This is a genomic window from Streptomyces sp. NPDC027962 (genome assembly GCF_055566095.1).
Map to the genome: position 1 here is coordinate 23,956 of NZ_JBVHTA010000041.1, position 17,025 is coordinate 40,980.

The 17,025-nt window shown below is 68.5% G+C and carries 13 protein-coding genes and 3 pseudogenes; 11 read left to right on the top strand and 5 right to left on the bottom strand.

Annotation, left to right across the window (positions count from 1 at the left end; genetic code table 11):
- Positions 1–121 precede the first annotated feature (121 nt).
- From ACZ4SA_RS29470 to ACZ4SA_RS29480, 3 genes are all read left to right on the top strand, one after another.
- A complete protein-coding gene (locus tag ACZ4SA_RS29470) occupies positions 122–1,663 on the top strand; it encodes an LCP family protein (RefSeq protein ID WP_468280561.1) in 1,542 nt (513 codons plus the stop codon).
- Between the two features lie 222 nt (positions 1,664–1,885).
- Positions 1,886–3,661, top strand: coding sequence for an LCP family protein (locus ACZ4SA_RS29475; RefSeq protein ID WP_468280563.1), 1,776 nt, complete (start codon positions 1,886–1,888; stop codon positions 3,659–3,661).
- A 61-nt stretch (positions 3,662–3,722) separates the two neighbouring features.
- Positions 3,723–5,408, top strand: coding sequence for an LCP family protein (locus tag ACZ4SA_RS29480; protein ID WP_468280565.1), 1,686 nt, complete (start codon positions 3,723–3,725; stop codon positions 5,406–5,408).
- A gap of 57 nt (positions 5,409–5,465) precedes the next feature.
- On the opposite strand, the gene ACZ4SA_RS29485 is transcribed toward ACZ4SA_RS29480, so the two are convergent.
- Positions 5,466–6,494, bottom strand: coding sequence for a glycosyltransferase family 2 protein (locus ACZ4SA_RS29485; RefSeq protein ID WP_468280567.1), 1,029 nt, complete (start codon positions 6,492–6,494; stop codon positions 5,466–5,468).
- Positions 6,495–6,604: 110 nt separating this feature from the next.
- On the opposite strand from ACZ4SA_RS29485, the gene ACZ4SA_RS29490 reads away from it, so the two are divergent.
- Positions 6,605–8,110: an LCP family protein gene (locus ACZ4SA_RS29490; protein WP_468280569.1), complete on the top strand. Its 1,506-nt coding sequence runs from the start codon at positions 6,605–6,607 to the stop codon at positions 8,108–8,110.
- Between the two features lie 29 nt (positions 8,111–8,139).
- On the opposite strand, the gene ACZ4SA_RS29495 is transcribed toward ACZ4SA_RS29490, so the two are convergent.
- Positions 8,140–8,688, bottom strand: a complete 549-nt coding sequence (locus ACZ4SA_RS29495) for an acyl-CoA thioesterase (RefSeq protein ID WP_468280571.1) — start codon at positions 8,686–8,688, stop codon at positions 8,140–8,142.
- A 108-nt stretch (positions 8,689–8,796) separates the two neighbouring features.
- Here ACZ4SA_RS29495 and ACZ4SA_RS29500 point away from each other — a divergent pair, with 108 nt between their 5' ends.
- The 4 genes and pseudogenes from ACZ4SA_RS29500 (at position 8,797) to ACZ4SA_RS29515 (ending at position 11,832) form a co-directional block, all read left to right on the top strand.
- Entirely contained in the window at positions 8,797–10,068 is a 1,272-nt protein-coding gene (locus ACZ4SA_RS29500) for an LCP family protein (protein WP_468280572.1), read from the top strand.
- A gap of 396 nt (positions 10,069–10,464) precedes the next feature.
- Positions 10,465–10,827, top strand: a complete 363-nt coding sequence (locus ACZ4SA_RS29505) for a DUF1304 domain-containing protein (RefSeq protein ID WP_468280630.1) — start codon at positions 10,465–10,467, stop codon at positions 10,825–10,827.
- Positions 10,818–11,369: pseudogene (locus ACZ4SA_RS29510) on the top strand (TetR/AcrR family transcriptional regulator); the annotation flags it as partial. The gene ACZ4SA_RS29505 and the pseudogene ACZ4SA_RS29510, both read left to right, overlap by 10 nt.
- A 196-nt stretch (positions 11,370–11,565) precedes the next feature.
- Positions 11,566–11,832, top strand: a complete 267-nt coding sequence (locus ACZ4SA_RS29515; protein ID WP_468280573.1) for a hypothetical protein — start codon at positions 11,566–11,568, stop codon at positions 11,830–11,832.
- Positions 11,833–11,966: 134 nt separating this feature from the next.
- On the opposite strand, the gene ACZ4SA_RS29520 is transcribed toward ACZ4SA_RS29515, so the two are convergent.
- Positions 11,967–12,173: a DUF397 domain-containing protein gene (locus ACZ4SA_RS29520; protein ID WP_468280574.1), complete on the bottom strand. Its 207-nt coding sequence runs from the start codon at positions 12,171–12,173 to the stop codon at positions 11,967–11,969.
- A 229-nt stretch (positions 12,174–12,402) separates the two neighbouring features.
- On the opposite strand from ACZ4SA_RS29520, the pseudogene ACZ4SA_RS29525 reads away from it, so the two are divergent.
- Positions 12,403–13,616, top strand: a pseudogene (locus ACZ4SA_RS29525) (IS110 family RNA-guided transposase).
- A 48-nt stretch (positions 13,617–13,664) separates the two neighbouring features.
- Here the strand turns inward: ACZ4SA_RS29525 and ACZ4SA_RS29530 are convergent.
- Positions 13,665–14,051: pseudogene (locus tag ACZ4SA_RS29530) on the bottom strand (DUF5753 domain-containing protein); the annotation flags it as partial.
- A 189-nt stretch (positions 14,052–14,240) separates the two neighbouring features.
- On the opposite strand from ACZ4SA_RS29530, the gene ACZ4SA_RS29535 reads away from it, so the two are divergent.
- The gene (locus ACZ4SA_RS29535) at positions 14,241–14,537 is read left to right on the top strand and encodes a hypothetical protein (protein WP_468280576.1); all 297 of its coding nucleotides are present in this window, start codon (positions 14,241–14,243) and stop codon (positions 14,535–14,537) included.
- 95 nt (positions 14,538–14,632) lie between these two features.
- Here the strand turns inward: ACZ4SA_RS29535 and ACZ4SA_RS29540 are convergent, their stop codons facing one another.
- Positions 14,633–16,081, bottom strand: a complete 1,449-nt coding sequence (locus ACZ4SA_RS29540) for a helix-turn-helix domain-containing protein (protein WP_468280577.1) — start codon at positions 16,079–16,081, stop codon at positions 14,633–14,635.
- Positions 16,082–16,227: 146 nt separating this feature from the next.
- On the opposite strand from ACZ4SA_RS29540, the gene ACZ4SA_RS29545 reads away from it, so the two are divergent.
- Entirely contained in the window at positions 16,228–16,392 is a 165-nt protein-coding gene (locus ACZ4SA_RS29545) for a hypothetical protein (RefSeq protein WP_468280579.1), read from the top strand.
- Positions 16,393–17,025: the final 633 nt, after the last annotated feature.

Below are 17,025 nucleotides of genomic sequence, written 5' to 3' on the forward strand. Positions count from 1 at the left end.
GCCCCGGTGGATGATCGGCGACAAGCGTGCTTCAACGCACAACCAAGCGCCGGGCCCAGCCGTCTAGACCAGCGATCGGCGACCCAGCGCGCCGCCGACGCCACGAAGGATGGACGCACACGTGACGGACAAGGCCGGCCGCCCGTCGGAGCCCGCGGGCTCCGCTGAAGCGGACGAGAGCGCGGGGTCCGCAGGCTCCGCTGCCGAGAACGACTCCGCCGCGTCCACTGACCCGGCAGGCCCCGTCGAGGCCGCGGAGACCGCCAGGGCCGCCGAGACCGCCGAGACCGCGTCCGGCGAGACCGACGCCGGTCCCGAGCTGAGCGCCGTTGCACCGGAGGGTGACCCGGACGACACGGTCGGCTCCGGTCCGGAACCGAGCGGCGAGGCCGGCGACCCCGGGGACGACGTGGTCAGGTCCCGTGCAGCGGACGACGGCCAGGCTGCCAGGCCCGAACCCGACGACGGCAACGGCAGCGATGCCGGGGACGGAGACAACGACGGGCACGGGGACGGCGAGGTCGGCGGCCGGCCGCGGTACTGGTTGCGTTGGGCGGCGTTCGGGACCTCGCTCGTCGTGCTCGCCGCCGCCGGTGTCGGCTGGTGGTTCTACCGCAAGCTCGACTCCAACATCACCACGGACATCACGGCCGCGGCCGAGCTCGAGACGTACGAGAAGGAGCGCCCCGCACCCGTCGCCGTCGACGCCCAGAACATCCTGCTTCTCGGTTCCGACACCCGCACCGGTAAGGGCAACAGCAAGTACGGCCGTGACGAGTCCGGCGGCAGCGAGCGCTCCGACACCGCGATCCTGCTCCACATCTCTGCCGACCACAAGAGCGCGACGGCGATCTCGATCCCGCGCGACCTGATGGTCACGATCCCGAGCTGCGGCAAGCGGGACGGCGGGCGCACCAGGGAGCAGCTCGCGCAGTTCAACTGGGCGTTCCAGTTCGGCGGGGCGGCCTGCACGATCCGTACCGTCGAGAAGTTCACCGGAGTCCGGATCGACCACCACATGGTGATCGACTTCCGCGGCTTCAAGGACATGGTCGACGCGGTGGACGGCGTCGAGGTGTGTCTCCAGCAGCCGATCGACGACAAGGACGCGCGTCTCAGGCTGCCGGCGGGGCCGCAGACGCTCCGCGGCGAGCAGGCCCTCGGGTTCGTACGGGCGCGCAAGACGCTGGGCAACGGCAGCGACACCGAACGCATGGAGCGCCAGCAACAGTTCATGGGCGCGCTGGTCAAGAAGGTGCAGAGCAACGGTGTGCTGCTCAATCCGACGCGGCTCTATCCGGTGCTCGACGCGGCGACGAAGTCGATCACCACGGATGCCGGTCTGGACTCGCTCAGGGATCTTTACGATCTGACCAGGTCAATTCGCAGCATCCCCACGGAAAAGGTGCAATTCCTCACTGTGCCGCGACGGCCGTACACCGCGAACCCGAACCGGGACGAGCTTGTCCAGCCCGAAGCGAGTCAGCTTTTCAAGAGCCTCCGCGACGACGTCCCGGTCACCGTCGTCCCGACGGACGAGCCGGAGGGCACGGACAGGACGGGCGAGGAGACCACCGGAAAGCCGGAAGCCGACCGTACCGACGGCCCCAGTCCGACCCCGACGTTCCCCGGCACCAACGCCGCCGAAGGGATGTGTGAGTAAAGCAATGGCCAAACGGAAGCTGAGAGTGAATACGGATTGGGCGGATTACCCCGTTGTAAGCAGCGTGCAATTTGTCACGGACGTCGCTCGACGCCGAACTGGGCGGATAGTGTGACGCGATCTGGTGCTTCCGACCCTGTGTCGCGCACTGCTGGATCGAAGGACCGAGCGCCTGTCGGGGGGAGGCGCCTCGCGTGGCACCGACGGAGGACTCAAGCAACCGTGGATGCGCAAAGCCGTGGGCGGGCGGACGAGATCGACCCCGCCGACCAGTGGGTACTCAACCCGCAGACCGGCAACTACGAACTGCGACTGGACCAATCCGCACCGCGGTCGGTTCCGTCCTCCAGAGGTTCGGGCCCCCGCGGTTCCGGGGCCGGAGCGGCGGGCAGCCGTCGCGACGCGGTGACGCAAAACGGGTCGGTCGGCGCCGGCACCCGGCGCCGTACGGCGGCACCGGCCCCCGAGGTTCCCGGGCAGCGCAGCCGCCGCGCCGGTGATGCCTCCGGCGGCCGGGCCGCCCCGCAGCAGGCCGGCCGGCGCAAGCGCAAGCAGGCCAAGACGCGCAAGAAGAAGGCGCTGCTGTGGACGGGCGGCACCCTGGCGTTCGTGCTCGTGGGCACCGCCGCCGCCGGTTACCTGTATCTCGAGCACCTCAACTCGAACATCACCTCGGTCCCCGACGACGGCGCCGGCACCGGCGGCTTCAGCAAGGACCGCGCCATCAACATCCTGCTGATCGGTACGGACAAGCGCACCGGCGACGGCAACGAGGGCTACGGCGACAAGAACAGCCCCGGCCACGCCGACACCACCGTGCTGCTGCACGTGTCCAAGGACCGCACCAACGCGACGGCGTTGAGTATCCCGCGTGACCTGATCACCGACATCCCGGACTGTCCGACCACGCAGGAGGACGGGGCCACCGAGACCATCCCGGGGACGCCCAACACGCGGTTCAACGTGAGCCTCGGCCAGTCGGGCCGCACGCCGAGCTGCACGATGCGCACGGTCACGGAGATCACCGGCATCAAGCCGGACCACTTCATGGTGGCCGACTTCAACGCGGTGAAGACGCTGAGTTCGGCGGTCGGCGGTGTTCCCATCTGCCTGGCGAAGGACGTCAACGACCCGGACTCGCATCTGAACCTGCCGGCGGGCGAGCACGAGATAGAGGGCGAGGAGGCCCTTGCCTTCGTCCGGACGCGGCATTCGTTCGGCAACCAGGGCGACCTCGACCGCATCAAGATCCAGCAGCAGTTCCTCAGTTCGCTGATGCGCAAGCTCAAGTCCAACGACACCCTCACCAGCCCCACGAAGTTGGTGAAGCTGGCGGAGGCGGGCACCAAGGCGCTGACCGTCGACTCCAAGATCGACGATGTCTTCAAGCTCCGTGACCTCGGTCTGGAGCTGGGCAAGTTCGACATGAAGAACCTGACCTTCGCCACGGTGCCGGTCCTCGACAACCCGACGGAGAAGGTCAAGGCCACCGTCGTGCTCGACACCGCCAAGGCCGAGGCGCTGTTCTCCATGGTCCGCGAGGACGTCTCGCTCACCGAGGTCGAGGGCCAGAAGAAGGCGGCCAAGGACAAGCAGAACGCCCTCCTCAAGGGCACCAGGGCCGAGGCCTCCGACGTGCGCGTCGATGTCTTCAACGGCGGCGGCCCCACCGGCTCCGCCCAGAAGACCCTCGACTGGCTGCAGAACACCGAGGGAGTCCTCAAGTCCGCCAACAAGGGCAACGCCGAGACGAAGGTCTCGAAGACGACCCTGGAATACGCGCCGAACCAGGCCGACCAGGCCCGCAAGCTCGCGGATCTGGTGGGCCTGCCCGCCGCGGCGCTCAAGCCCGGCACCGAGGACGCGGAGGGTCTGGAAGCCATGACGCTGACCCTCGGCCCCGATTTCAAGGGCGCAGGGGTGCCCATCACCGGTCCGGCGAAGCTGCCGGACGACGTATCGCGAGTCGAAGCAGACAAGAAGGTATGCGCCGAGTGACGCCAGAGGAACGGCTCATGGGGCGGGCCTGAATACACCTGAATACGAGGGGGAACCAGGGGTGGGACGCAACAGCGTGCGCGGGGAGGGGACCCGGGAGCACGTTGCGGAACCCGGCGATCTCGGCTGGGACGGCGAGGGGGCCGGCCGAGTACCCGGCAGCCGTACGGCTCCGGACGGCGAGCACGGCGCGCCGGAGCCAGCCGGCCACGGTCACCGGCGAGGCGGTCCACGGCGGCGCGCGAAGCGCGGCAAGCGCCGGATACTCCGCGGCATCGCGATCACGGTGTCGGTGCTGGTGCTCGGCACCGCCGGGGCGGGTTATCTCTATTACGAGCATCTGAACAGCAAGCTCAAGAAGGACGACCTGACGCTCGGCGACGCGATGCCCGACCACAAGGCGAACGCCGCCGGTCAGACACCGCTGAACATCCTGCTGATCGGCTCCGACGCACGGAACTCCACGGCGAACCAGAAGCTCGGCGGCGCCAAGGAGACGTTCGGCGCGCCGCCGCTCGCCGATGTCCAGATGCTGCTGCACCTGTCCGCGGACCGCAGCAACATCTCGGTCATCAGCATGCCGCGGGACACGATCGTGAACATCCCGGAGTGCACCGACCCGGACACCGAGAAGACCTTCCCCGCCACCGAACTCGCCCTGACCAACGAGTCACTGGGCCGCGGCGGGCCGGGATGCACGGTGGCCACCTGGTACGGGCTCACCGGCATCACCATCGACCACTTCATGATGATCGACTTCGCGGGTGTGGTCTCGATGGCCGACGCGATAGGCGGCGTCCCGGTGTGCGTCGAGGAGAACATCCACTCCCGCACCCCGGGTGGAGAGGGCTCCGGCCTGAAGCTGGAGAAGGGTACGACGCCCATCAAGGGCGAGCAGGCGCTGCAGTGGCTGCGTACCCGCTACGGCTTCGACGACGGCACCGACCTGGCCCGTGCGCACGGTCAGCACATGTACATGAACTCGATGGTCCGCGAGCTGCGCAGGAACACCAAGCTCACCGACCCCAACAAGCTGCGCAAGCTCGCCGAGGCGGCCATCGACGCGCTCACCGTCGACAAGGGCATCAACACCGTCAAGGACCTGTACGACCTGGGCACACAGCTCAAGAGCGTCCCGACCGCCCGCATCACGATGACGACGATGCCGAACGTCTACAGCCAGCGGCCCGAGGCCCGTTTCAAGGGCAAGGTGGAGCCCATGCCGGGTGACGCCGAGAAGCTGTTCCGTATGGTCCGCGAGGACATTCCGCTGGACGGCAAGGGGCCGAAGAAGCCCCCGGCCAAGCCCGCCGAGTCCAAGGATCCCGCGGATGTCCCCGCGGAGATCCCGGTCATGGTCCGCAACGGCACCGGCGGCGACGGGCAGCTCGCCGAGCGCGGCCGGGCGACGACCGTGACGGGCCTGCTGGTCGACAAGGGCTTCGCGCTCGCGAAGGCGGACACCACGCTCGACCCGCAGAAGACGTCGGTTGTGCTGTACTCCAACGCCGAACTGGAGGGCGACGCACAGGCGGTCGCCAAGTCCCTCGGGATTCCGATGAGTTCGGTGAAGAGGTCCACCGACGCCACCGGTATCCAGCTGATCGTCGGCGCGGACTGGCGGGAGGGCGACACCTACCCGGAGTCGAACGCCAAGCCCGACAACAAGACCCCGGACACGGCGAACGTCCTCCGCGGCGACAACGAGGACGCGTGCATGCCGGTCCAGGAGGGCTTCACCTGGTAGCAGCAGAGCACGGAGAAGGGCCCGGTCACACCGACCGGGCCCTTCCTCGTGCCTGTGTCAGACGGCGGCCTTGACCGACGGCCTCTTGCTCGCGATGACCTTCTTCGCCAGCGAACGCGGGCTCGTCAGGAAGCCGTAACCCCACGACATGTGCATCGCCGCCAGCGCCAGCGGGATCTGCAGCCGGGCCTTCGGCGAAAGACCCTTGCCGGCCGGGACCGAGCCCGCGGTGATCGCCGCGAGGTAGCCGGCGGGGACGACGAAGGCCCACGGCGTGAGCACCGCGCCCGCCACGACACCGGCGGCGACGGCGCACAGGGCCGTCGGCGGAGCCAGGTAGCGGAGGTTGATGGAGCCCTGGTGGTAGCGGGCGACGACATGGCGCCAACGACCGTAGTCCTTGTACTGCTTGGCAAGCGCCCGCACGGAGGGCCGCGGGCGGTACTGGACCTTCAGCTCGGGCGAGAACCAGATCAGGCCGCCGGCCTCACGGATCCGGAAGTTCAGCTCCCAGTCCTGGGCGCGGATGAACTCCTCGTTGTAGCCGCCCTGCTGCTCCAGCGCCTCCCGGCGGAAGACCCCCAGGTACACGGTCTCCGCCGGGCCGGCCTGGCCACCGGTGTGGAACGCGGCGTTGCCGACACCGACCTTGGACGTCATCGCGGCCGCGACCGCGTGCTCCCAGGCGTTCTCGCCCTCGGCGTGCATGATGCCGCCGACGTTCTGCGCGCCGGTCTCCTCCAGCAGGCGGACCGCGGTCGCGATGTAGTTCGGCGACAGCATGCCGTGGCCGTCGACGCGGACCACGATCGGATGCTTCGAGGCCTTGATCGCGGCGTTCAGCGCGGCCGGCGTGCGACCGGTCGGGTTGGGCACGGTGTGGACACGGGCTCGTTCGTTTGAAGCGGTCTCGCGTACCAGTTCGGCGGCGATCTCGTCGGTGCGGTCCGTGGACGGTCCGAGGGCGATCACCACCTCCATCTCGCCGTCGTAGTCCTGCTCGAGGATGTGACGGACGGAATCGCGGAGATGCCGCTCCTCATTGAGGACCGGCATGATCACGGAGACAGCGGGCGTGGCGTTCATCGTCCGCCACGTTACCGCGAACGGGGGACACCGAGGCGCGGCGGCCGGTGGTCGCAGATCGTATCGGCCTACGGTGCGGGGAATCCCCTGTCGTCCGCGGAGGTGTCCTCTTGCCCTCACCGCCCCGCCCGCGCCCCCGCCCCGGTAAGGCTCCGCAGCCCGGCACCGTACGGCCCGCCGCGCGCCAGACGTCACGGCAGACGCCACGGCAGACAGCACGACCGCGCCAGGGCGAGCGTCCGCGCTGGGGCCCCCGGTTCGTGACAACTCTCTCTGTTCTGGTGCTGGGCGTGGGAGGCATCGGGCACGCCGTGGTCACCAGCCTCGACACCGAGATCGGCCGGGTCGATCCCTTCAGCGACATGAAGAACCGACCGGAGGCCGGCCGCGGTATGAACGTCCTCATCGTCGGCACCGACGGCCGGGACAAGATCACACGGGAGCAGAAGGAGAAGTACCGGCTCGGCGGTGCACCCTGCAACTGCACCGACACGATCATGCTCGTGCACCTCTCCCGGAACCGTGAGCGCGCCAGTGTGGTCAGCCTTCCCCGGGACAGTTACGCGGAGATCCCCGAGCACACGGACACCACCACGGGCAAGCACCACAAGCCGCATCCCGTGAAGCTCAACGCCGCCTACGCGGAAGGCGGCCCCGGCCTGACCGTCCGCACGGTCGAGCACATGACCAAGGTGAAGATCGACCACTACCTCGAGATCGACTTCACCAGCTTCATGAAGACCGTGGACGCGCTGGGCGGGGTGGAGGTCTGCACCGCCCGGCCGATGAAGGACACCTACACGGGTCTTGACCTGCCGGTCGGCACCCACAAGCTCACCGGCGGGCAGGCGCTGCAGTATGTGCGCTCACGCCATGTCGACGGGGCCGCGGACCTCGGTCGTATGCAGCGCCAGCAACGCTTCCTGGCTGCTCTCGTCGACCGGGCGACCAGCAGCGGGGTCCTGCTCAACCCCGTGAAGCTCCGTGACATCGCCTCGACCATGCTGGGCTCGGTCCGCGCCGACAAGGGCTTCGGCACCCAGGAAATGCTCGCTCTTGGCAGGGCCATGCACGGCTTTTCCCCCGCGTCGTCCGAGTTCACGTCCGTGCCGGTCGGCGACGTCGGCTTCCTGGTCCCGGGTGTCGGTTCCACCGTGAAGTGGGACACGAAGAAAGCGGAGAAACTCTTCGGGCTGCTGCGCGACGACAGGCCGCTGGCCCCGCACCGGCCGAAGCGCCAGAAGGCCGATGTGGTCGAGGTCTCCCCCGACCGGATCCAGGTGCAGGTCTACAACGGCACCGACATCAAGGGTCTCGGCAGCAAGGTCGACAAGGCCCTGGACGAAATCGGCTTCGACACCACACGGGCCCCGTCGGACGACGGAGGCCGCCGGGTGCAGCGCACCTACGTGACGTACGACCCTCGCTGGGACCGTTCGGCGAAGTCGCTCCAGGTGGCGCTGCGCGGTGCGGAACTGCGCCCGGTGAGGGGCCAGGGGCCGATGCTGAAGGTGACGGCGGGGACCGACTTCAGGTCCGTCACACCGGTGCGGACGCAGGCGCCGCAGCGCGGGGAGTTCGGCGCCGTGACCGGCGACCAGGTGGTGTGCCCGTAAGGGCCCCTCTCGTCGGGCTCTTGGCGGGCTCAGTCGTCCATGCCCTCCGCGGCGCGCTTCTCGCGCAGCTCCCGGATCGCCCGCCGCCTGGCCAGCCGGTGCGTACGCCGGATCTGCGCCTCCTGGTAACGCCGGTGGTCCCGCTCGGTCTCCGGGACCACCGGCGGTACGGGCCGGGGCTTGCCGTCCGCGTCCACGGCCGCGAAGACGAGATAGGCGCTGCCGACCTGCTGGGCCGGCGTCGACTCGTTCCAGCGCTCGGCGAGGACGCGCACGCCGACCTCCATCGAGGACCGGCCCGTCCAGTTGACCTGCGCCTTCACATGAACCAGGTCACCCACCCTGACCGGCTCGAGGAACACCATCTCGTCCATCGAGGCGGTGACGGCGGGTCCGCCGGAGTGCCGGCCCGCGACGGCTCCGGCCGCGTCGTCCACCAGTTTCATGATCACGCCGCCGTGCACGGTGCCGAGGAGATTCGTGTCACTTCCGGTCATGATGTGGCTGAGGGTGGTACGGGATGCCGAAGTGGGCTTGCCCGGAATTTCACTCTCCGGGCGCGGGGCCTGATCTGTCATGACGCCCACCATATGCCGGGGCGGAAATGCATCAGCTTCGCTACAGCCCTGGTGCGATTCCTCACCCGCCCTGTCTGGCCGGCCACCGCGCCCTGCACACTGTTGCGCATGAATGACTGGCCGGATGGATGGACGGACGACGGCGGCAACGGCAGAGGCCGCGGCTACGGGCACGGCGGCGCCGGTGCGCAGCCCGAGGGCGCGCGCGTCATGCGCCATGTCCAACGACCGGCCGCACCGCCGCACGGCGGGGTCCCCCCGCAGCAGCAGCGCGGTTACGACCAGGGCTACGCGGAGCCCGGGTACGACAGCGGCTACAACACGGGCCAGGTCTACGGCGGGACCGGCGGCGGGGGCAGCATTCCCCCGCAGGGCCGGCCGCCCCGGCAGCCCGGCCCGGCGCCGGACTGGCGCCGCAGGTTCAAGGTCGGCTCGATCCTCGTGCTCGTCGCCGTCCTCGCCACATCCATCGGCACGTACTTCTGGGCCGACTCAAAGGTGCGGCGCGAGGTCGACCTCTCCAAGGTCGTCGAGCGTCCGGCGGAGGGCGACTGCACCACGTATCTGATCGTCGGCTCGGACAGCCGTGAGGGTCTGTCCGCCGAGGACAAGAAGCGGCTGCGCACCGGCTCGGCCGAGGGCAAGCGCACCGACTCGATGATGATCCTCGCGGCGTGCTCCAGCGGCAACACCATGGTGTCGCTGCCGCGTGACTCGGACGTCGAGATACCGACGTTCGTCGGCTCCGAGTCGGGCAAGACGTTCCCGGGGACGGGCCGCCGGGTCAAGCTCAACGCCGCGTACGCGGAGGACGGGCCCGAGCTGCTGGTCCGCACGGTCGAGCACAACACGGGTCTGCGGATCGACCACTACGCCGAGATCGGTTTCGCCGGCTTCGCGAACATCGTGGACGCGCTCGGCGGTGTCGAGATGGACATCGAGAAGGGCTTCAAGGACAAGAAGTCCGGCGCCGACTTCGAGGCCGGCAAGCAGACCCTCGACGGCGAGCAGGCACTGGCCTTCGTCCGCACCCGCTACGCGTTCGCGGGCAGCGACCTGGACCGGACGAAGAACCAGCAGAAGTTCCTTTCCACGCTCGCCAACCAGGCCGCGACTCCCGGCACGATCCTCAACCCGTTCAAGCTGTACCCGACGCTGGGCGCGGGACTCGACACCCTGATCGTCGACAAGGACATGTCCCTGTGGGACCTGGGGTCGATGTTCTTCGCGATGAAGGGCGTCAGCAGCGGCGAGGGCACGTCGATGAACATCCCGATCTCCGGCAGCCGCGGCGGCAACCTCGTCTGGGACAAGGCGAAGGTGCAGCAGCTGGTGAAGCAGATCCAGAACGACGAGAAGGTCACCGTCACGGGCAAGTGACCTCGCCCGCGAAAGGGCCCGCACCGGAGGTGCGGGCCCTTTCGCGCGTCCGACAGGTGCCCAACGCGCCGGGAATGCCACGGACACACCCCACACGGTCACCGCGAACCCCACTCAGTGGTCGGCTCCGGAAATCCTGCGGGGGTTGACGGTGGGTCAGGTTTGCGCGGTGCGGGATGGCTTGGTGCGTTCGACGGGTCCTCGCGGCAGGCCGGGGCGCTGCGCGAGACGGGTGATGGCCGTGGGTGTCTGTGCGGGAGGGCCAGACGATCCGGGCTCGCCGCGACGGGGGGGCGTCCAAGCCGAGCTGCCTCGCCGGCCGCGGACACGGCAATCTTTCCTGGACGACTGTCCATGTATGATGGACACCTGTCCAGGAAAGTGGGAACGATGACAGTGGGAACGACGGCGAATGTCCTGGTCGGCCTGGTGGCCGCCATACATGCGTACATCCTGGTTCTGGAGATGTTCCTGTGGGAGAGGAAGCCGGGCCGCAAGCTCTCCGGTTTCGATACCGCCCTGGCCCGCGCCACCGCACCGCTGGCCGCGAACCAGGGCCTCTACAACGGCTTCCTGGCCGCCGGACTGGTGTGGGGCCTGATCGCCGGCGACCCGACCGGGTTCCGGGTCCGGGTCTTCTTCCTCGCTTGCGTGCTCATCGCCGGGCTGTACGGCGGGATCACCACGAACCGGCGCATCCTGGTCGCCCAGGCCCTGCCCGGGGCGCTGGCCCTCGCCGCCGTCCTGGCATCCCGGTGACTGCCCCGCAAGATCCCCGGGCCGCTCGGACCCGGGCCAAACTGCGCCAGGCCCTGCTGGGCGAATGCGCCGAGCGCCCGCTGGCCGAGGTCGGCGTCGCCGCGTTGGTGCGCCGGGCCGGGGTCGGCCGCGCCACCTTCTACCTCCACTACAGCGACCTGGAGGCGCTGGCCGTCGACGCCTGCGCCGACGTGGTCCGCGACGCAGTGGACGCCCTGCATGCCTGGCGCGGCACCCCCGACCCCGCCACCCCGCCGCCCGCGCTGGTCGACTTCTTTACCGGCCTCACCCCACACGCGGGTCTCTACCGGGCCCTGCTGCGGCCCGGAGGCGGCGGCCCACTCGGCCGCGTACTCCATCAGGACCTGCGCGCCCGCAGCCGCGCCGAGCGCACCCTGGCCGGCGCACCGGAACCCGACCTGATCGCTTCAGCTGTGGCCGCGACGTTCGCCGGAGTGCTCGCGGACTGGCTGCACGACCTCATCGAAGCCACCCCCGCGCAGATCGCCCACCAGGTCTGGCGCCTGCTCGTCACGCTCCACCGCACCCCCAACCGGGACCCGGTCCGCACCCGGCACGCTGATCCGCCCGGCCCGGCCGAAGAGGCCCACCTTCCCTGCCCGCCTGTGCTGCCCGCCCGATAGCCCCGACTGCCACCGAGCGCACACGGCTGAAGAAGATGGCCTACGGCCACAAGAAGCCGCCGATCGCCTGGCCGCCGCATTCCCGAACGCGGTCATGGTCCACACCCCGGTGCACGCCTCCTGGTTGAACCAAGTGGAGATCTTCTTCTCCGTCGTGCGGCGCAGGGTCGTCTCACCCAACGACTTCACCGACCTCGGTGAGGTCAGGGACCGGCTCCGGGCTTTCGAAGACCGCTACAACGCCACGGCACAGCCGTTCCAGTGGAAGTTCACTACCTCCGGCCTGGACGCTCTGCCGGCCAGGCTCGACCGGCACACCGCCGATCACCCAGAGGAATCCTCCGCCGCACCAGCAGCATGATCAACACCCGCAGCATTTCCGGAGCCGACCACTAAGGCGAAGGCCACGCCCACTGACGAGGATCAGATCAGCTTCTTTTGACGGCAGCGCGCCCCGACGCCAATGTAACCCGGCGTCGGGGCGCGAGGACCGGGTCAGCTACCGGACGCGTACGTCACGAAGTCCGCCCAAGCGGTGGGGCCGAAGCCGAGCTCCGGGCCCGGCACGTTTTTGGAGTCTCGGACATGGACCGCGCTGACGGCCGCTGCGACCTCGACACAGTCAGGTCCGTCGGCGGTGCTGTAGCTGCTCTTGACCCACGTCAGCCCGGAAGCGCTTCCGGCCGAGGGCGTGACACTCATGTCCATACCTTCTTTCGTGGGTTGATTCGGGTCAGTCGTAAGATCCGGACACCCGGGGGCGGCGGCTGTGGGTTGGTCATGTCTGCCGGAGTTGTGGCTTGGAGAGATTGGCCGCCCGTCGCCCCGCGACGACTCGACTGCTGATTGGGATGCGCGAATCAGATCGCTTGTATGGACGTGACAGCGAGGTCGTCTGCTGGGCCGGTGCACAACGACGAAGGAGGGGCCGGTGCCCGAACTGTGGGCAGGGACGGACGCGGGCAAGGCCGAGCATCACTGCACGGTCATCGACACCGACGGCGCCAAGGTGCTCTCGCGCCGGGTGGCGAACAGCGAGGCCGAGCTGCTGCAACTCCTCAGTGACATCCTGGAGCTGGCCGACGGCGCCCCGGTCACCTGGGCGGTGACCTGAACGCGGGCGGCGCCGCGCTGTGGATCGCCATGCTGGTCAACCACGGACAACAGCTCTTCTACATCCCCGGCCGCACCGTGCACCACGCTTCCGGCTCCTACCGGGGCGACGGGAAGACCGACGCGAAGGACGCCTACGTCATCGCCGACCAGGCCAGGATGCGGCGAGACCTGCATCCCCTGCAGGAGATCAGCGAAATCGCGATCGACTTGAAGATCCTGACGAGCCGGCGCATGGACCTGGCCGCCGACCGCACCCGGGCGATCAACCGGCTCCGCGCCCAACTGCTGGAGTACTTCCCGGCCCCGGAACGCGCCTTCGACTACAGCACGTCCAAGAGCGCGCTCATCCTGCTGAGCGGCTGCCGGACCCCGGCCGCCCTGCGGCGGATCGGCCGGGCCCGGCTGGCGACGTGGCTGAAGAACCATGGGGTCCGCGCCAGCAGCACCGCGACGAACGCCGCCGACACCGCGGTTGCCGCGGCCGAGACCCAGTTCACCGTTGTTCCCGGGGAGAAGACCGCAGCGAAGATGGTCCACACTCCGGCCAGGGAGGTGATGACCCTCGACGAGGAGATCTCCGATCTCAACGCCCTCATCGAGGGCCGGTTTCGTGAGCATCCCGACGCCGAAGTGATCACCAGCATGCCCGGCATGGGCGACATGCTCGGCGCCGAGTTCATCGCCGCGACCGGCGGTGACCTGACCGCCTTCGGCAGCCCGGACCGCCTCGCCGGCGTCGCCGGACTCGCCCCGGTCCCACGCGACTCGGGCAAGGTCAGCGGGAATCTGCGCAGGCCACGACGCTACAGTCGGCGGCTCCTGCGCGTGTTCTACATTTCCGCGCAGGTCGCCGCCATCCACTGCCCCGAGTCCAAGGCCTTCTACCAGCGCAAACGCACCGAGGGCAAGACCCACAAGCAAGCCGTCCTCGCCCTCGCCCGACGCCGTCTGAACGTCCTCTGGGCACTGATACGCGACCACCGGACCTTCGAAGCAACCGTGCCCGGCCCCACTGCCGCAGCGGCATGACCCGATCACGAGGCGTGACCCTCGGGGCTTGACAACGTCATTGGGAATCTCTCCCAACAGTTTCTCAATGAAGGCCCGCGACAGCCGAGGTGTAAGCGCCTGGGCCCTGATCAGGCCGTACCGCATCTCAAGGATCTGGACTTCCTTGGGCTCGCTGATCAGCCGACTGGTGAGCTGCACCTCGTTGTGCCCAACAGTCGTGCCGTCCCTCAGCTTAAGCACTCGGTGCGAACCGTCCAGGCCTGCGTGCTCTTCCGTATCCGTCGGCATGACCTGGATCTCGACATGTCTCAACGAGCTGACCTCCAGCAGGCGTTCAAGCTGCCGACGCAGCACCATCCTGCCTCCGGTCGGCTGCCTCAGGGTCGCCTCCTCCTGGACAAACGCCAGCAGCGGGGCGGGCTGCCGGTCAAAGACCGACTGGCGGGCCATACGGACGCGGCCACAAGACACCCTGCTCAAGAACTGCCGGGGCATCGTGCAGCGGATCACGGCGGGAAGCGAGGCGCCCACAGGCTTCTACACGTCGCCCGAAGAGTGGTATCAGGGCTGGAAGTTGGCCGAATTCCAGTGGCTGCTCGGCCGCGGAGCGATCTCCGGCATCGTCGTGGACGCGCCAGGCTTGTGCTGCCCGACGAGCGCACCGAAGTAGCCGGCGATCTCCTCGTCGAGCAGCGGTTCAGCGCTTGGCTCCAGGGGAGGTGTCCCGAACCCTGGCTGCCGGAACGCGACCGATCCACCGACGAGTTGCTGGCAAACAAGCTGAACGTGATCAACCACAACGAAGCGCGGGTGTACCAGGCGATCGCCCCCAGGGCCCGGCGGACCTGGCACTCGATCAGGCAGAACACCAGCAGGGCCAGGCAGATCACGGTGACCAGTGCGGCAAGGCGCTTGTCGTCCTGGCCCGGCACACCGTAGACGCACACCGCCCCATCCCAGGCCACTTCGGAGGCGACTCGACCAGCGGCCCGCCCCCGCCCCCGGAACCCGCGCCGCAGCGGGAAGTTCCTTCATCAAGAGGGTTGCCACCTGATGAGGAAGATGCTCAATTCTCCCGTTCGTTTGACGTTGACTACTTCAAAGTGGCCGATCGTGTTCCCAGCTTTGACGCAGTACCGATTTCCAGCGGCGAGCTTGTGACGGGAGATCAGTTGATTTGTGGCAATGTCTGAGCACTCACTGGGTCCGGGGATCGGATCGCCGCTGGGTACGACTCCCAGAGACACTTCCCTGGCCTGCCCTGGAGTGATGTAGGGGTCGACGCCGGAATTGCTCTGAATATACAGGTCGTTGTCGCCGCCAAGGTCGCCATGCGGTTCGCCTGTTCGGTCGATGGTGATTAGGCCGCTGGTGGATTTGTGTTCGGCGTTCCAAGTTACGAGGTATCCGTCTTCCTCCGGCGGTGGGGGCGCGGTGGCCGGCGTGGTGCCGGGTTCGTTCCCGGGATTAGATGGATCCGTTGTAGGGATGGTGTCCGCGGTGGGCGGGCTGGTGGGTGATGTGGTGTTCAGGGGAGTGGGCGTTGCCGACTGGGATGCCGGTGCTTGGGGTTTGCCGGCTTCGTCGGAGGCGGTTGTGGTGTTGGGTTCGGTGATGCGGTAGATCAGGAAGGCGCCCAGGGCGAGTGCCACGACCGCAGCCGCGGCGACGATCTTTGTCACGGTGCTGTTCTTCGCCGCTGCGGGGGCGTTGCCGGGCGGCAACGCCATGGCTGGTGGGTGTTGTGGGGTGGCAACGCCCAGGTCAGGGACCGGTGAGGGGGGTGAGGGAGTGGCGTTCGGGCGGGGGACGGGCTGGGCTTGGGGGGTGCAAAGCGCGTCGAGCTGGGCGGTGAGCCCGTCCCGCCGAGCGCAGAGGTCTGCACGGCGGATCTCGAGCTGCCGGAGCTGTTCTTCGAGGCGCTGTTCCTGTGCAGGGTCGGGCGCCTGTCCGTCGTGGACGGCCTGGCGGTAGCGGTCGCGTTCGGCGATCAGGCCCTGCATCTGGTGGTGGACGCTGCCGAGTTCCGCGATGAGTTCCTCACGCTGCTGGGTGAGGTCGAACACCGTCCACATCCGCTGGTGGACGGCGTCGCTGCCGGTTTCCGTCAGCCGCTGAAGCAGGTGCCCGTAGGCGCGGTGGGTGTCATGGAGGACGTCCGGGGTGACGTTGCTGCGGTTTTGCGCTTCCCGGATGAGGAGCGTGAGGTATTCGAGCGGCGGGACACGGGGGTCTTCGTCGAGTTCATAGTTGCGGATCGTGGTCTTGTGGACGTTCAGCAACTCGGCGCATTCCTGCAGGCTCATGCCCGTCTGGGAACGCAGGTCTGCCAGTCGGCGGGCGAACTCTCTTCTTTCTTCCTCAAGGCTTTGGGCGGGCTGGGGCAGGTTCTCGCTGTGGCGTTCTGTCACTGTGTTGTCTCCCGTCGACGCTGGCGTTGCGCCGTGTCGGTTCAGGTCTGGCTCTTTGTTGTTCTTCTGCAACCCCGGTGGTCCCGGCGATGGTCGTTCCTGTCAGTCCGTCAGCGGAGTGAATCCACATGGTGGTTCTCTTCGTTCACGGGGTTCGTTTTTCCGCTCTCTGTCAGGCGCCGGGCGCGAGGGCGACGGGATTCCTTTCGGGAGACGCCATGAACAACAGCACTGACCCGCAGCCGGCCGTCATTGTGGTGCTGCTCGCACTCGTCGGCATCGTCACCGGCTATGCCGCCTACGGCAGCCCTCAGCTCGCGAACGCTCTCGTGGCCGCCGCGGCCATGGCCGGCCTCACATGGGCCGTCTTCACCAGCCGATAACCCCACCGGGCGAGTGCCGCAGGCTGTGTCCCGCCGTATCACACCGACCGGCGGGACACAGCCCGCGCCACGCGGCCCTTTCCCGACATCACCTACATGTGCCCATCTCCCCCCACACACAGGCGTGAATGCAGCCTGCGCCCTCCCCACGGCAGCCGGGCTCAGTCGGCACACGACGTCACAGGCCGCTGCCGACGCACACAACGCTAGCCATCCTGCACCCCCAGAGAGGCGTAAACCGGCTATAGACCCCCCTTTCTTGTCATGAGCGGATCTGCACAACTTCCGGGGCCGGGGAACCCTGCCAGCCCATCGTCGCGACGGTTGCGGCCGCACAGCGGCGCCGGGCTCGCCGACATCACGCAGACCTACGACTGCGGGCTACTGCCAGCGGTAGGGCTTGATGCTGGGGTCGTAGGAGCAGGTGACCATGGTGCCGTTGGTGGCTTTCAGGGTGCGGCCGCGATCCGCGTTCGGGCAAAACTGCGCAGGCCAGCGGCGCGTGTGCCCCAACAGGTTGAACCCGTAGCGGGGGGGGGGGGGGGGGGGGGGGGGGGGGGGGGGGGGAAGGGGGGGGGGGGGGGGGGGGGGGGGGGGGGGGGGGGGTGGGGGGGGGTGGGGGGGGGGTTTTGT

What these genes read in the sequence shown, in the direction of transcription:
- ACZ4SA_RS29495 (WP_468280571.1), bottom strand. Translation starts at nt 8,688, where the DNA reads ATGACAGATCAGGCCCCGCGCCCGGAGAGTGAAATTCCGGGCAAGCCC.
- ACZ4SA_RS29520 (WP_468280574.1), bottom strand. Translation starts at nt 12,173, where the DNA reads ATGAGTGTCACGCCCTCGGCCGGAAGCGCTTCCGGGCTGACGTGGGTC.
- ACZ4SA_RS29515 (WP_468280573.1), top strand. Translation starts at nt 11,566, where the DNA reads ATGGTCCACACCCCGGTGCACGCCTCCTGGTTGAACCAAGTGGAGATC.
- ACZ4SA_RS29545 (WP_468280579.1), top strand. Translation starts at nt 16,228, where the DNA reads ATGAACAACAGCACTGACCCGCAGCCGGCCGTCATTGTGGTGCTGCTC.
- ACZ4SA_RS29485 (WP_468280567.1), bottom strand. Translation starts at nt 6,494, where the DNA reads ATGAACGCCACGCCCGCTGTCTCCGTGATCATGCCGGTCCTCAATGAG.
- ACZ4SA_RS29500 (WP_468280572.1), top strand. Translation starts at nt 8,797, where the DNA reads ATGAATGACTGGCCGGATGGATGGACGGACGACGGCGGCAACGGCAGA.